The 15,609-nt window shown below is 50.3% G+C and carries 16 protein-coding genes; 4 read left to right on the forward strand and 12 right to left on the reverse strand.

The genetic code is table 11. The annotated features are described in order from the left end of the window. Positions 1–169: 169 nt before the first annotated feature. Entirely contained in the window at positions 170–730 is a 561-nt protein-coding gene (locus BD749_RS01755) for a DUF2062 domain-containing protein (protein ID WP_101442658.1), read from the forward strand. Positions 731–838: 108 nt separating this feature from the next. On the opposite strand, the gene BD749_RS01760 is transcribed toward BD749_RS01755, so the two are convergent. The 4 genes from BD749_RS01760 to BD749_RS19295 all read right to left on the reverse strand — a co-directional run bounded on the left by BD749_RS01760 (position 839) and on the right by BD749_RS19295 (position 3,397). Then, on the reverse strand, positions 839–1,696 hold the full coding sequence (locus BD749_RS01760) for an OmpA/MotB family protein (RefSeq protein ID WP_101442659.1): 858 nt from the start codon (positions 1,694–1,696) through the stop codon (positions 839–841). A gap of 43 nt (positions 1,697–1,739) precedes the next feature. Then, entirely contained in the window at positions 1,740–2,459 is a 720-nt protein-coding gene (locus tag BD749_RS01765; RefSeq protein WP_101442660.1) for a tetratricopeptide repeat protein, read from the reverse strand. 83 nt (positions 2,460–2,542) lie between these two features. Continuing rightward, positions 2,543–3,256: a tetratricopeptide repeat protein gene (locus BD749_RS01770; RefSeq protein WP_101442661.1), complete on the reverse strand. Its 714-nt coding sequence runs from the start codon at positions 3,254–3,256 to the stop codon at positions 2,543–2,545. A 3-nt stretch (positions 3,257–3,259) separates the two neighbouring features. Then, positions 3,260–3,397, reverse strand: coding sequence for a hypothetical protein (locus tag BD749_RS19295; RefSeq protein WP_180336292.1), 138 nt, complete (start codon positions 3,395–3,397; stop codon positions 3,260–3,262). Between the two features lie 92 nt (positions 3,398–3,489). Here BD749_RS19295 and parS point away from each other — a divergent pair, with 92 nt between their 5' ends. Together parS and BD749_RS01780 are read left to right on the forward strand one after the other, a co-directional pair. After that, on the forward strand, positions 3,490–3,918 hold the full coding sequence (parS, locus tag BD749_RS01775; protein ID WP_101443577.1) for a type II RES/Xre toxin-antitoxin system antitoxin: 429 nt from the start codon (positions 3,490–3,492) through the stop codon (positions 3,916–3,918). Then, positions 3,915–4,376, forward strand: coding sequence for an RES family NAD+ phosphorylase (locus tag BD749_RS01780; RefSeq protein WP_101442662.1), 462 nt, complete (start codon positions 3,915–3,917; stop codon positions 4,374–4,376). Before parS ends, BD749_RS01780 begins: the two co-directional genes overlap by 4 nt. A gap of 5 nt (positions 4,377–4,381) precedes the next feature. Here BD749_RS01780 and BD749_RS01785 read toward each other — a convergent pair whose 3' ends face one another. Next, the gene (locus BD749_RS01785; protein WP_101442663.1) at positions 4,382–5,761 is read right to left on the reverse strand and encodes an MBL fold metallo-hydrolase RNA specificity domain-containing protein; all 1,380 of its coding nucleotides are present in this window, start codon (positions 5,759–5,761) and stop codon (positions 4,382–4,384) included. Between the two features lie 154 nt (positions 5,762–5,915). Here BD749_RS01785 and BD749_RS01790 point away from each other — a divergent pair, with 154 nt between their 5' ends. Continuing rightward, positions 5,916–7,175: an alkaline phosphatase family protein gene (locus BD749_RS01790; protein ID WP_101443578.1), complete on the forward strand. Its 1,260-nt coding sequence runs from the start codon at positions 5,916–5,918 to the stop codon at positions 7,173–7,175. A 72-nt stretch (positions 7,176–7,247) separates the two neighbouring features. Here BD749_RS01790 and BD749_RS01795 read toward each other — a convergent pair whose 3' ends face one another. The 7 genes from BD749_RS01795 to BD749_RS01825 form a co-directional block, all read right to left on the reverse strand. Continuing rightward, positions 7,248–7,856 (reverse strand): hypothetical protein, encoded by a 609-nt coding sequence (locus tag BD749_RS01795; protein WP_101442664.1) that lies wholly within the window; start codon positions 7,854–7,856, stop codon positions 7,248–7,250. Between the two features lie 353 nt (positions 7,857–8,209). Continuing rightward, a complete protein-coding gene (locus BD749_RS01800; protein ID WP_101442665.1) occupies positions 8,210–9,307 on the reverse strand; it encodes an N-acetylmuramoyl-L-alanine amidase family protein in 1,098 nt (365 codons plus the stop codon). Between the two features lie 151 nt (positions 9,308–9,458). Then, a complete protein-coding gene (locus BD749_RS01805) occupies positions 9,459–10,079 on the reverse strand; it encodes a hypothetical protein (RefSeq protein ID WP_101442666.1) in 621 nt (206 codons plus the stop codon). A 112-nt stretch (positions 10,080–10,191) separates the two neighbouring features. Then, a complete protein-coding gene (locus BD749_RS01810; RefSeq protein ID WP_101442667.1) occupies positions 10,192–11,244 on the reverse strand; it encodes an FUSC family protein in 1,053 nt (350 codons plus the stop codon). A gap of 87 nt (positions 11,245–11,331) precedes the next feature. Beyond that, positions 11,332–12,072, reverse strand: a complete 741-nt coding sequence (locus tag BD749_RS01815; RefSeq protein WP_101442668.1) for a TonB family protein — start codon at positions 12,070–12,072, stop codon at positions 11,332–11,334. A 61-nt stretch (positions 12,073–12,133) separates the two neighbouring features. Then, entirely contained in the window at positions 12,134–15,034 is a 2,901-nt protein-coding gene (locus tag BD749_RS01820; RefSeq protein WP_101442669.1) for a PD-(D/E)XK nuclease family protein, read from the reverse strand. A gap of 122 nt (positions 15,035–15,156) precedes the next feature. Further along, a complete protein-coding gene (locus tag BD749_RS01825; protein ID WP_101442670.1) occupies positions 15,157–15,579 on the reverse strand; it encodes a VOC family protein in 423 nt (140 codons plus the stop codon). Positions 15,580–15,609: the final 30 nt, after the last annotated feature.

The raw sequence follows: 15,609 nt of genomic DNA on the forward strand, positions 1-15,609 counted from the left end.
AAAATAACTCCAACAAATCGGGTTAGGTGAGGTTACTTTTAGAAGATACCGGGCATTAAGAAAAAGAGAAGTTTCGGCATTTTTTATGCTATGGCACATGCAACTCTTTTACGTTTCAGGGCGTCTTCTCTGTAATACATTCAATCAAGATTTATTTAAGGCCAAAGGTTTGTCTACCATCCTCTCTGCTTTCTACAAACGTCGCATCGCGCAGCCTGTGTTCAACCTGCTCCGGCAGGGCATGACCCCACACAAGTTGGCGGTGACGGTGGCGCTTGGCACAGTGGTGGGTATATTGCCTGCACTTGGCGTTACAACTGTGCTGGGCACTGCGCTGGCCGCCCGTTTCCGGTTAAACATCGCAGCCACGGTGCTGGTGAGTTACCTGGTGCATCCGCTGCAACTGGTGCTTATCATCCCCTTTATCAGGGCGGGCATTTTTGTGTTTGGTTTGGATGAATTACGCCTGACGTTGGATGAAATGTTGGCCATGTTCCGGTCCGATTGGCTGGAAGCGTTAAGTAAACTCTGGGTGGCAAACCTGGCGGCCGTTTCAGCCTGGGCAATTCTGGCATTTCCAATTGGTGTTGCGCTATACTATGCACTGCTTCCTATCCTGCGCCGCGTTTTGCCAAAACCTTTAACCCCAGTTGATGACAAAGCTATTCCTGCCGAGCTTATACCTGAGGTCATCATACCTGTTACACCGGAAGCCGAAGTCCGCAGCTGATTTTATAAACGTTGCGATTTTTAGCAGAAGATAGATCCTATACCTTAATCATAAAAAGAAGAAAGCCAGCTCCTTTACGAAGCTGGCTTTCTTCTTTCCTAAACCGGATCAGGCTGACTCCAGAATCTGGAATAGTTCGTCCAATTTAGGGGTCAGTATGATCTCAGTACGGCGGTTTTTCTGTCGGGCCTCTTTTGTTTTGGCGTTGTCGAGCGGCACATACAAGCTACGTCCGGAAGGGGTTACGCGGTCGGGTTGTACGCCGGCCTGCGTCAGGATGCGGGTGATTTCAGTTGCGCGCAATACGCTCAGGTCCCAGTTGTCTTGCATGCCCACTGTGCCGCGGGCAATCGGCACGTCATCCGTATGGCCTTCTACCACTACGTTCACATCCTGTTGCTCTTTCAGCACCGCTGCAAGCTTCTTCAGGGCGTCAACTCCCTTAGGGTCCACTTTGGTAGAGCCGGAGTTAAACAGCAACTGCTCCGCCAGCGACACATATACCTTGCCATTGCGAATGTTCACGGTCAGGTCTTTGTCGTTGAAGCCAAGCAGGGCGTTGCTTACTTTAGAGCGCAAGGCATTCACGGCTTTGTCTTTATCGTCGAGTATGCGCTGCAGTTCCGCCAGACGCTGCTCACGTGCTTTCAGATCGGCGTTCAGTTTATCGATCTGCGACTTGCTCATGTTCAGGTTATCGCCCAGTGCTTTGCCCTCTTTCAGAGCCTGCTGCAGACTCTGCTGGTATTCGGCTTTCTGCTTTTCCAGATCGGCGCGTTCCTGCTCCAGCTGTGCTTTCTCTTTCTCAAGTGAGGACTTCTGCTGCTCCAGGTCCGACTTGTCGAGCTCCAGCGCGTTTTTGCGGGCCATCAGGTCGTCGTATTTCTTCTTAGAAACTACGCAGGACGATAGCGACATCGTGCCTACCAACAGCAGGAGGGAGGCTCTGTAAAATTGTCTTTTCATATCAATCTGTAAGGTTGAAAGGTGCTTGTGAATTGTTCTTGTTTTAGTTGGCGGCCTCAACAGCTGCGGGTTCGTTGCGGAACATGCCTTTCGGGTCTGGCATGTGAGTCATCAGCTCTGACAGGTAATTGTAATCCAGGGACATAATGTTGAGGTCGCGGCCGCGGTGCAGGTAGTCCCAGGCTTCGGCGTATTTCTTGTTGTGGAAATAAACCTGCGAAAGACCTGACAAGGCAAATGCATTGTTCGGGTCCGCCTTCACGGCGCGGTCAAGGAGCGCAGCGGCCTGCTTCAGATTCTTCTTTTTCTTGTCGTTTATGTACTGCTGCACATAAGCCAGACCAATATCGGAAAGGAGCATGGAGTTGTTGGGCTGGTACTTCAGGGCGCGGTCGAACATGCTGATCGCTTCGCCGGTCTTGCCTCTGTTGAACTCCACCACCCCAAAAGCCCAGTAAGTATTGAAGTTATCTGGGTTAAGAAGCCAGGCCAGGTTAAAGCGGTACGCAGCCGTATCTACCTGCCCCTCGTTAAGGAACTCCCAGCCACGCTCCATGAAAAAGTTACTGGCCTCGGTACGGCTTTCGAAGCTTTTGTCGCAGCTGGTCAGGAATTTTTCGTCGGCTTTCTGTTGGGCATCCGTCTTGGCAATCTGACCGAACATTGGCAGAACTTTTGGGTGCAAAGCAGGTTGCTGCTCCTGCGCAAAGGCCATAGAGCCGCTCAATAATACTGTGGCCGCAGCCAGCAAAATTCTTTTCATGTGTTAGTGTCGGCTATTGTTATTGTCCTTACTGGTTTAAAAATACGCCACCGGACTCTAAATAACAAATGCCATACGGTCAATTACCTGTATTTGCCTGCCGGATCCTCCTCCTTTTCAAGCAGGGCGGCAATGAAAGCGGCATCTGCTATACCTTTGTCCTTGCTGATGCTCTTGTGCAGGTAGCTCCACGCTTTGCCGTACTCTTGCAGGTAGTAGTAGTTGATCGCCAGTTTATAATAAGCATCTGCCGCATCAGGTGAGTAGCGAACGGCGCTTTCGAGTAGTTTGCGGCTTTGCATCAAGTCGTCCGGGTTGCTTTCGGCATAAAACCTGCCCAGGTGGCTGGTGGCCAGGTCAGTAAGCAGACGGGGGTTATGCTGATCCTTCTCCAGGGCATGGTAGAGCAGAAACAAAGCTTTGTCAAACGCCTTCTGCTGGCCATATACCAAGCCGTAACCCCAATATACATCGTTGTTAGTGCTGTCCATCAGCCAGGCCCGCCCGAACAGGATATTGGCAGAGTCTAGTTTTTGTTCGTTGAAAGTACGCTTGCCCTGGAACACATAATAGGCTGAGGCCGCGTTGCGATTTTTAAAACGTTTCGCATCCTTGTCCAGCATTTTTTTCTGCTGTTGCTTTTCGGCAGGGGTGAGTGTTCTTTTAGCAGGTATAACATCAGCCATCGTAAATTCTGGCCTGGGCGATTCCCTGTTTTCTGTGATGGCATTTTGTGAGGTGCAGGCGGCCATTGTGCCGGCTATCAGTAATCCAAGAGCGATGAGTTGGCTTCGCATGTATCAGTAGGTCGATTCTGGCTTCAAACGATGTGCCGCGCAAAATAGTGCCTCTACCTCCTTCAGCTGCCTGATAAAGGTCTTATTATCCATTTTTGCAAAGGTATAGCCCAATTCCCACACGCCTCGTAGATTTGCCATGCGGCTCGAGTAAGGTATAGCTGATCAAATTATTTTGCAACTTGTCGGTTAAATTGCGACAATGTTCGTATATTTGAGAAAGAGAAATGAACATGGCAAAGGCACTCAAAATAAACGGCGGCATTAACTACAGTTTGATCGATGACAGGGATGTTTTCATGCTGATCACGACTGTGCGGGAAGGTATCAAATATGCCACTTTTCAGAACATCGCCAACAAAATCCCCTTTAGCCTGGGTGAGTGGTCGGAGTTTCTGCACCTGTCTGAGCGTACTTTTCAGCGTTACAAAAAAGAGCAGCGCAAGTTCGATTCGCTTCATTCCGAAAAAATCCTCGAGATCACGCTGGTCTATAACAAGGGCGTAGAGGTGTTCGGCGAGAAGGAAGATTTTGATGCCTGGCTGGAGGCGAAGAATGTGGCGCTTGGAGGTATACGTCCCAAAGAACTGCTCGACAGTACGTTTGGCATCGGCCTGCTGCGCGACGAACTGACGCGGATCGAACACGGTGTGCTGGCATGATCGTATATCGACTCAGTAGAAAACAGTATTGCAACGACCTGTCCGGCAAAGGCGCCGAACTGGCAGGGGGGCGCTGGAACAGCAAAGGCACTGCGGTGCTCTACACCAGCGAATCCATTGCCCTCTGCACAGTAGAAATAGCTGTGCATATGCCGCTGGGTATCGTTCCCAAAGACTATTACCTGGTCACCATCGAACTACCAGACGATGCCCCATTTGGCGAAGTGCACAAAAAAGACCTTGCCCCGGCCTGGAAATCATTTCCACATAGCAGTGTAACCCAGCAGGTCGGCGATGACTATATTAGAGACGGCGTATTCCTGATCCTGAAGGTGCCATCTGCTACCGTACAGGGCACCTTCAATTATTTAGTCAATCCACACCATCCGGCATTTCACAAGGTACGCATTGTTAAAACGGAGCCCTTTGTATTTGACAAGCGCCTGTTTATCAAATAGCCTGCTTAGTGTAGATCATAGGTTGCGCCCATTTCGGCAATGGTACAGCCCCAACCCAGCGTGTCCGTTATTTTCAGACGGAGTGCTTCAAGCGCCTGCGCTTCACCGTGGTTTAGGAAAACCTGCAGTGGCGCTTTCTTGAAATGGCCCAGCCACCAAAGCAGATCCGCCTGGTCGCCGTGCGCAGAGAGCGACGAAATTTGCTGTATCTCCGCCTGCACCGGGTAGTAGTTGCCTTGCATTTTTATCTCCGTGGCGCCACTCAACAGTAAACTTCCCCTCGTGCCTGGTGCCTGAAACCCAACCAGCAGCACAGTGTTCTTCGCATCACCGATCAGGCGTTGCAGGTAATAAAGAACGCGCCCGCCCGTCACCATGCCACTTCCCGCAATTATGATCTTCGGACCAGGCTTGTCCAGCACACGGAGCGTCTGATTAAAGTCCCGTATCACATGCACATTGTTCATCATGGTGCGGCACTCGGCATCGCTGAGGCTGTGCCAGTCACGGTGGTGCAGGTACAGTTCCGTTACATCAATGCCCATGGGCGTGTCGAGGTAGATTGGCACATTCGGGATAGAGCGATCTTCTCGCAGCGTGTTAAGTATTAGTAAAAGCTCTTGTGCACGCTCCACGGCAAAGCTTGGAATAACCAGCACACCGCCCTTTTCCAGGGTATGGTGCACATAAACCTGCAGTTCGTCGTAAGCAGAAGCCTGTTCATGCAGCCGATCACCGTAAGTTGACTCCAGCACCAGGTAGTCGGCCTCTCTTACAAAAGCAGGCGGGTCCATCAGCAGCGGCTTGCATCGCCCAATGTCGCCCGAAAAAATAATGGTGCGGCCCTTGCACTTCAGCTCTACGAACGCAGAGCCCAGAATGTGCCCGCTTTTCCGGAAGCAAAACTTGATGTCCTCGTTGATAATGACCCATTCGTTGTCCGGATGAGTTTCAAAGAGCGGCATTGTCTGGTCCACATCATCGGAGGTATAGAGCGGCTTGGCCGGGTGGTGTTTGGAGTAGCCTCCGCGGTTGGCTTCAACGGCATCTTCTTCCTGTATCTTGGCACTATCACGGAGTATGATTTCGGTTACGTCGCGGGTGGGTGTGGTGGCATAAATCGGGCCGTTATAGCCACTTTGGGTGAGCACCGGCAGATAGCCGCAATGGTCGAGGTGGCCGTGCGTGAGGATGACAGCGTCCAGCATTTCTACATCCAGGGGCAGCTTTTGCCAGTTGAGCAGGCGCAGCTGTTTGAGTCCCTGAAACATTCCGCAGTCGATGAGCACCTGGTGCCGATCTGTTTTGAGCAGGATTTTGGAACCGGTTACCGTACCGGCAGCACCAAGAAAAGTCAGTGTGAAAGGAGGGGTTTCGTGTAGCATCTTTATACCGGCTTGTGAATGGGACAATATAGGAAATACTGGAAAGCGCAATAATGATAAATATTAGTTTTTAAAAAACCTTGGATTAATTGCTTAACACTAATTTAAAGCTAACAAGCTGGTAGCTACGTAGCATTTGCTGTATCTTTGCGGCATGAAACAGATTCTCGTTCTGCTGGTTTGCCTGCTTGGGCACGGACTGGCATCCGCACAAGTCGATACGGTACAGCGTGTCGTTGCGGACAGGTATAACAGCCCCGCACAGCAAGAAAAGCCTTACGTCATTCTGATCTCGGCTGATGGTTTCCGGTACGATTACGCCGATAAATACGATGCGCAATTCCTGAAGTCCATCCGGGCACAAGGCGTGCAAGCCGAATCGATGCTGCCGGCCTTCCCGTCCAAAACGTTCCCGAACCATTACTCCATTGTAACGGGACTATACCCAGCCAGCCATGGCCTGATCAACAATTACTTTTACGATCCGCAGCGCAAAGAGCACTACACCATGCGCGACCGCAGCAAAGTGGAAGACGGCAGCTGGTATGGCGGTACGCCCCTCTGGGTGTTGGCTGAGCAGCAGCAAATGGTAGCGGCCAGCTTTTTCTGGGTGGGTTCTGAGGCGCCTATACAAGGTATACTGCCCACTTACCATTACCAGTACAGCGAAGTGATGTCGTTTGAGCGGCGCCTGCAGACGGTGGTCGACTGGCTGAATCTGCCGGACGAAAAGCGCCCCCACCTGATCACCTTCTACCTGCCCGAAGTAGACCACGCCGGTCATCGCTATGGTCCGGATGCTCCCCAGACAAAACAGGCGGTGCTGGAGCTCGACAAGCAAATGCAGATGCTAACAGAAGTTGTAGCCAAAACAGGGTTGCCTGTGAACTTTGTTTTCGTATCTGACCACGGGATGCTGGGCGTCGATACCCAAAACACACTGCCTTTGCCAGCTGCCATCGACACAGCCCAATTTATGGTATCGGGTGGAGGTATGGTAGTAGAGCTTCATGCCAAAGATAAAAAAGCCGTGAGACCGACCTACCGCAAGCTGAAGAAGGAAGCAAAGGACTACGAGGTATACACACGGAAGAAGTTGCCCAAGCATTTACACTATGGCACAAAAGACGACAAGTATGGTCGCGTAGGTGATATCCTGCTGTTGTCGGATGCACCCAAGGTGTTTCATTTCTCATCGCGCCCGCCCTCACCAGGCCAGCACGGTTACGATGCCACCAAAGTGAAGGAAATGCATGCTGTTTTCTACGCCTGGGGCCCTGCCTTTAAACAAGGCCTGAAAGTGGGATCATTTGAAAACGTGGACGTATACCCGCTGATAGCAGAGATTTTGGGCTTGCCCTATACCCATAAAATTGATGGCAGCAGACATCTGGTTGAAAAAGTATTGAATTAATCTACCCATGAAGCAAAAGAAAAGCCCGTCACTACATAAAAGACGGGCTTTTTTATTGCCGGTGTGTGGCAACTATAAATTTCCGCGACCTGGCAGGTAGATCTGGAAGCCAACTCCTACGGATAGCCCAGATGTACTGGTGTCGACCGAAATATCGGCACTGGTTCTGGTATAGTTGAGTGTAGCTTCAAGGGCTACATTACGGGCCACGAAATGCGCATAGCCGGCACGCAAACCAAGTACAGAGCTGAAAATCCGGTCACCATCGCTGTCTTTCATCGAGCTACCGGCAAAACCCGCCAGGGCTTCACCAAACCATCGGCTATTAGGCGAGGCACCCTCCGGAAAATAATAACGCGCAAACGGCGTGAGGCCATAACTAAAGTTTTCGCCACCATCATACAGGGCAAGTCCCAGCTGTGCCTGCGCACCAAGCACGGCATTGTCACTGATAAAATAACCTGCTCTCGGTTCCAGTACCAGTAGGAAAGTCTCAGACTTAAAGTTATAGCCCAGAGAGCCAACGCTGGCACCCACCAGCCAGTTGCCCTGCCGTACTGACTCGTTGGCCACATCAGCTGAAGTCTGTGGCTTTTCGATATTCAAATCAGTGTCCTGCGCCACAAGAGTCGTACTGCTAATTACAGCAAGAAAAGTAAAAAGGAGGTAAAATCGTTTCATGATAATAGTATTTGAAGTTTAAAGAAATTTGCACTTAAATTATTATTAAATACATATTATAATTAACGACGACTAGGTTATTTTGTTCCTAATAGCTCATTATCAAGCAATTACTGTTACTATGCGCAGATTGTGTAATAGGAATAGGATTGGATCTGTTTTACTAATGTGATGAAATGAATCGCTGCCAAAACGGAGGGCAAACCAAGGAACGCCAAAACAATGCAGGTCAGCTAGCGACAAGTTTCAGGAAAAAGGAGACGTTGGTCAAAGACAGCGACGCGTGTATGCGCTTTTGTGTAGCGGGAAAAAGGAAAAGAGGCAGGAGATGCTTACATCGCCTGCCTCTTTAGCTATTGGGAGGTATAATCAGAGAGCAAGCCCTCGTAGATCCAATTGGCCAGTGCCTGCCGGTTGTCTGCTATGACGAAGCGGCGCTGGTCCTTCACGTTCCGGATATTGCCGAGCTCAATGAAAACGGTAGGTGGGTTGCTGTACTTGATGACATACAAACTACTACGTTGCGTTACATTGCCAGAATAGTCGCGGTTTGGCTGGTAGCGCTTGTACTTGTTCGTAAAAGTCTGGTGTATATTCTTGGCCAGTTGTTCGCCATCTTTGCTGTTTTCGTGGTGGTAGAAAAACACATCGATGTTCTGGCTTTCGCTGCGGCTGTCTACATGGATGGCCAGCATGCGCTGGTAGGCACCCTTGTGCTTCAGGTATAGCCCATTCACTGCCTCAGTGCGCTGGCGCAAACGGGCGCTATGGTTAAGCGGAATCTTTCTGTTAGGGTATACCATCTCGTCACGGTCCATTTTGAGTACCCCCTCATCGCGAATGCCATCGTCAGGGTCCTGCACAATCATGTATACAGTGGCGCCATGTTCCATCAGTACCCGGGCCAGGCGGATGGTCACATCGTAGGCATACTCGTCTTCAGCCAGATCGTTGCTGCCATACTTGCCTACTGCTCCTGGGTCAGGGCCACCGTGGCCGGAACTCAGGTAGTACACGGCTCCCTGCAGTTTGCTCGACTTTACTTCCACGCGCGCATACTTTTCACCAAACAACGGCATTTCAAGCACGCGGGCAGACACTTTGGCTGGGCCAGCTGTTACATCATTTCTGGTTTTAGTCTCCACAGTAGCTACCCTGGTATTGTCAGTGGCGACGGTCGTGTTTTCAGCTAAAATTGCACCCTCAGGCAAGGTATAGGTTTTGCCCACAATCAGGCCATTGTCTTTACCAAAACGGTCTTTGTTTATCTCCACAAACTTCTGAAGATGCTCTGAAGGATTGAGTCCATGACGGCGCAGCAAGGTATAGATTCCGTCGCCGGGCATGGCGACTGCTTCCAGAAGGGAACTCTGCCCAAACGCGGCCAAAGTTGAAAGTGCAAGAAGTAGGGTGAGAATAGAGGTACGCAATGCAATCTGTTTTATCGGCATGTGTCAGGAATCCGATATTACTAAAAATGTATGAAGTAAAAAAGACCCATGTATGAGTTCAACGCAAAATATCGGAGGCTCTATATACGGGTATATGCATTTTTTACTGCGCTAAAACTCAAGTATTATCACCTTCCAACTAAAATAATCCTTATTGCACGCGGTAACTGACTAATTCATAGCGTTTCATCAGTTTGTCGGAGTCGGCGTAAAACCAGTCCGTCCGGATCATGCCAATCTCCGGGCTCACATATTCTTTCACCCAGGTTGTGCTAAGGAAGGAAGATGCCTTTTGTTCTGTCTGCCTTTCAAAACTGAACTCAATAGCCTGGCTGGCATGCGGCGAATCAGGTATAGATACTTGGCCCGTCGTTCTTCTGTGAAAAATCCATAAGGTATAACTCGGATACTGATAACCGTAGGCAATGCCTGACATATCCGGGCTAGGGTAGGTAATGTACTGTTCCCTGGCATCCTTTCTGTAATGGACATAGCCATCCTTGTCATTACGCACGATCATGCCGTTGTTCAGAATATACCAGGTCTGTTTACCGATCAGGGTATCTTTCACAACTTCGCGCCTGAACGAAGTGGTCGAGAGCACATCCCCGTCGCTGCTGTAATCGATCACTTTATATACCCATTCGTTCCCAACCTGCAAGGGTACGATCACCTCGACTGGCTGAGCTACTTCCACTTCTTTATCGCAGGAAAAGAAGCAAAGCGATAACGATAAAAAGGCGATGACTTTTAGAATGTGTGGTTGTTTCATAGCATGAGGCATTAGCGTTTTATGGTAGGATGCCGCAAAACGCGGGAACGTTGCATGGTACTCTCAAATAATATTATATAAATAAGATATATGCTCATATTGGAAAGGAAGTCTACCTTTCTACTTCCGTCAGAATCCGTTTCAGGTCGGTGAGGATGCTGCCTACGTCGCGGAGCATTTCCGGGGAATTAATGTCTTTCAGGTATACCAGGCAGTTGTCCTGCTCCAGGCGAGCCTGACGTATTAATTGCTTCAACTGTACGATGTCCTCCTCGGAAGATGCGACAACGCTTTGCCCGAAAGCGGCAATACTGTTGGCAGTGGCCTCCATGGCTACCTGCAGCTGTTCTTTTACGGAAAAGGACGAGCGGAAGGGCTTTATACGTTGCAGGTCGGCCAGGCTGCGGCGAATGCCTCTGATCTGGATGGTGATGCTTTCGAGATTGTTGATGTGTACAGCCAGGCGGCTCAGTGCGATGCGTTTATGCGTCAGAAGCAGGTTATACTTCAGGCTTTGCTCTGCCAGGTCGAGGGTTTTGCGACTGTCAACCGACTCTCTGATGAGAGCATCTACTTCGCGACGGCCAAACTGCTTGCGCTTGCTGGAGGTATCTATTAGTCTGCTGAGGCTGATGAGCGTTTCAGCTGATAAATTGCTATACCCAACTACGCTTCGCTCTACATCCGGAATTGCGTTCTGCGGCACGATCAGAGCATTGATCAGGACCGCTATACCTGATCCCAGCACCGTTTCGATGATACGTTCAAAAGCATAACCCTCTTCCGTGTGGCCAAAAGCCAGTACCAGCAGCGAGCTGATAGCGACCTGAGAGATGATTTGTGGGTTCATGCGCAGTGCCTTGGAAATTCCCATGCCCAGTAGTATTACCAGGAAAATAGAGAAGGCATTGATGCTGAGCCAATGCCCAAGCAGCATGCTCAGCAACACCCCCCCGATAATGCCCACAATGCGCTGCGTCGCTTTGTTCACTGAGTCGAGCACGGTTACCTGCACCGTAATGATTGCAGCAATGGGTGCAAAATAAGGATACTCTGATTGCAGCAGGGTAGAGGCCACAAACCATGAAAGCGAAGCGGCAAAGGCCGTTTTCACGATCTGAAGGGTCAGGCCCATCTTGTCCAGTATGTTCAAAAATTTGACCATTACCGTCTATTTATCCATCAATTGTCTTGAGCTACACAATTAAATCTGCTAAGGGTAACTAATGCTGTGCAGGAAGAAGCAGGTAACCTAATCTTTCGCTGCTTTCTTTTTCCGTTGTGGGAGGCTCAGGTTGATGGGGACATTGTAGGCAACATGCACAGCCTTACCATTTTGATAGCCCGGCACCCATTCAGGCATACTCGTAATGATGCGAACTATCTCCTGGTCCAGGTCCCATCTCACCCCTTGTTTCACTTGTACGTTTCCAATCTTACCGTCATTCTGCACGACATAACTAACTATGACTTTGCCTTCCACTCTGTCACGAAGCGCAGTGACTGGATAGTTGAAGTTTCGGGTAATGAAAGCAAGCATCTGACTTTCACCTCCGGGAAATTCGGGAACGCTTTCGGTATAGGTATAGACATCATTGTTATTGGTAACAGCGACATTCCCAGGAAAATCAGGGTTGGGCGTTGATACATAGGGCTCCTGCAGCTTATACAAGTCTGCCGCTATAGCGAAGCAACCCCTACCATTGGCTGGTGACTTGATGAACGTGACATAGATCGCATTCGCACCTTTTTCGACTGCCTGTTTTTTTGCCAGAGACAGTAAATCATGAATATCACAAGGGGTATTTCGGCCTTTCGCGAATTTAATTTCACCCAACTTTTCTCCAGTTGCTGGTAGACTTTCCTGCTTGTAAATAATCTCTACCTCAGGCAGCACCAAGGCCATATTGGCAAGACTGTCACTTTGTTGGGCCTGGGTCTGATAATCTGTCAATAGGAAGATAGAGAAAAGTAGTGTGATCGCGTTTTTCAATTGAACAGGATAGTTTAAGGTCAGAGAATAAATTACGACGTATTTTTTTGGCCAGTGGGGACTACCGCGCACAAATGCCCCTGTATGGACAGTATTGGCAAATTTCCAGCTCCTTTGTTTTCCGGATCACTTCATTCGGGTCGAGCAGCTCTTGCACGAAGCGGGAGAGGAGGGCCTCCGATGAGGAGATAAAATCTTCTCCGGTTGCCTGCTCAAATGGGAAGTCAGCAGTGAGTACGCCGGCATCGAGGTTGCGAAAAGACAGTATACCTGATTTTGCCACGATACGGGCCGGATCCAGATGACTGGCGTTGCGCAGCAGCAGTTCAGGCTTTTGCTCGAGGTTACGCTGCAAAATGTACTCGTAGAGCCACAACTGCCGTGCCTTGTCATACTTAGGTGAGGTAATAAAATGAAGCTCCACATCATCCGGCTTCACATTCACCTGGTTGCGCTCTACTTTTCCGGTCTTGTAGTCGATCACGCGGAGTTCAGCCCCTTTCAGATCGATGCGGTCGGCCTTGCCTGCCACTTTCACAGGTATAAGCTCATCACCAACCTGCACCTGCAGGATGGTCTCCAGTTGCTCCTCAAGGCGTAGCACGTAGAGCGGCAGTTCGTCCTCAGATTTCAGCAGACTCTCCAGATACTTCTCAAGCACCTGCACCGCTACCTTGAAGAGCAGGAAATTCATGCCTCGTTCCGGCGTGGCGCCACGTGTCACTTTCTTGAACTCAGCTTCCACCATAGCTGGCAGCTCTTGCAGCATCTGCTCCACATGCGGTTTCTCGATCGGCTTTCCGTTCTGCTCAAACGGCCTGAAAAAATCCTCCAGCACCTGGTGCACGATGGTACCGAACTGGTCTGCTCCAAGCTGTTCTTCCACTTCATCAATCTCCCTGATCTTGGCAATGCGGCTGAAATAGTATTGCAGCGAGCAGTTGATGTACATGTTCAGATGCGAAGGGTAAAGGCCGCGCTTCAGTTCCTGTTTTAGCTGTTCCAGTGTCTGAGCATCCTTGTGAATGACGATATCTTCGTCATACTTTTTCTGGTCGCGCAATTCGACGGAGGCAGTCAGGTCCCGGAACTTGATCTTCGGATTGCGTAGCACCAGGTCGTTTTGCAGCTGCAGGATAAACCGGCTTTTTTCGCCCGAGCCATAGGTGTCGGACGGCAGCACGTAGAGCAGATTCACCTGCTTAGCACGCTGTAGCAGGCGGTAAAAGTTATAGGCCATGGCGCCTTCGGTTTCGGCGTAAGTTGGCAGCCCGAACTGCTTCAGCACATCATAAGGCATCAATGACTCGTGCCGTTTCGGGGCGGGCAGCGTGTTCTCGTTCACCGACAAAATGATCAGGTTCTCAAAGTCGAGCGCACGGGTCTCCAGCATACCCATGATCTGCAGGTCGGAAATAGGCTCTCCACTGAAGGGCAGGCGCTGTCTTGCAATCAGTTCGTTGAGGAACTTACGGAAACTGCGCACCGATATCTTCTGTTCCCGGCAATCAAAAATGGTGTCGAGGCGCTTAACGATGGTATAGAAAATATAGAGGTACTCGGTTTCGATGGTGCTGGGCTGGTGGCTGTACATTTTATGTAGCAGGTCGATCAGCTGGTAGAGCGAAGCGATGATGTCGTCGCAATCACGCCAGGACTTGAACAGCACTTCGAAAAGCGGCTCGTGCTTGCCCATTTTGAGCAGGTCGTTGGCCGTGATGAGCACGCGGTTATCCTGCACGATCTGATCGAGCACGCGCTGCACAAAACCGTGGTATTCCTGCTTATCGGGCTGCTCGTTCAGGTATAGCTCATACCTGCGGATAAAAGGGTGGGAGAGTAGCTTGGTCACAGTCAGGTGGTGGTACTGGTATACCTTGTAGCCCGACTCCTGCAGTTGCGTCACCCCTGTCAGGTGCACATCAAAAAGCAGGTCAATCAGGTTGTAGAGCGGAGTGCCTTTAAAGCTGAGGCCCATGGTCACGTTATAGTTCGGAACCTCGTTAGGTATAGAGTGCAGCACCGGAAGCAGGAGCGTTTCATCGGGCAACACCACGGCCACTTGCGCATGCTTGTCCCGTTGGCGTATATCCTGTATGAGCTGACCGGCCAGTTTACCCTGCATACTTGCATTGGCTACCCCAATCACGTTGATCTCCTTTTCGTCGGTCAGCAGCATGTTCTGTTGCCAGCGCCAGTCCGGCAGATTCCAGGTACTCTTATACTTGCGCAGAAAGCTCCCAGCCCGGTTAGGCGTGCCCTCCTCCATGTAAAAGTCGTCGGAGTCGAACAGCACTTCGGCCTTGTTATGTTTGAGCAATGTGCGGATGATCTTTTCCTCTGAACTGGTGAGGGCGTTGAGACCAATAAAAAGGTATTGGGCGCATTCCGGCGACTTGGCCAATTGCTCAATGTTTTCAGATACCATCCGGAAAGCCATACCTGTATAGGCCTGCTTGCGCTCCTCCAGGTGGTTTTTTAGGTTGTGGTACGTCTTCTCAATATTATCCCAGAGGCTGAAGTATTTTTTGACAGCGGGCGTCAGCTCTTTGCCCAGGTGCGCCGGGTCCCAGCGCTCAATCGCCTTGGCTTCGCTTACGTAGTCGAACAGTTTGGCAGTATCGACCAGGTTCTGATCGATGCGGCTGAAATCGTCGAGCAGGGTACCTCCCCAAGTGATGAACTGGTCGAAATCCAGGTTAGGATCCTGCTCACGCATCAGGTCATAGAGCTCGAGCTGCAGGTTGATCGGCTCCAGCACATCCACTCTGGCCAGTTTGGTAATGAAGTCCTCCATACCTGCCACCTCAGGCGACCAGATCGGCTCCGGTGCTGCCTGCGCCAAGGCATTCTTAAAAAAGAAACTCGCACGACGCGACGGCAGCACAATGCACAGCTCGCTGATGTTCTCTTTATACTTCTCGTAAACGTATTTTGCCGCTAGCTCAAGAAAGGTCTGCACTGTTGTTATTGAGTGAATGAGTGGTTGAGTGATTTAGTGAATAGTTGTATTGTTAACAGCATGATTCTGCTAGGTCATGACCTGACCCTACAGGTGAGCTAACTTTTTAACATCCAGCCTCTTTAACTTAAAACGTTTCCCTTTTCATCCATGGGCAGGAAGGGGTTGTAGGCGATTTCCCAGAGGTTATCATCCGGATCGGCAATGTAGCTGCTGTAGCCTCCCCAGAATACTTTCTCGGGGTGTTTGAGCACTTTCACGCCTTTCTCCTCCAATTCAGCCACCAACTGATCAACCTCTTTCTCGGAGCGCATGTTGTGGGCCAGCGAAAAACTTTTGAAGCCCTTGCCATCAGCTTCCAGGCCAGCATCATCTGCCAGCGACTCTTGTGGGAACAGGGCCAGCTGCAGGCCATTCAGCTGAAAGAAAATCACGCTCTCCGTGCTGCTCTCCAGTGGCTGCCAGCCAAAGACGTTCTGGTAAAACTCCTTCGAGCGCTGCAGATTCCTGACGCCCAGCGTGATTAATGTAATTCTCTGTTCCATAATTTCCCTCTCAATCTATTAAAACTATCT

Origin of the sequence: Pontibacter ramchanderi (assembly GCF_002846395.1) — a bacterium.
Taxonomy (GTDB): Bacteria; Bacteroidota; Bacteroidia; order Cytophagales; family Hymenobacteraceae; genus Pontibacter; species Pontibacter ramchanderi.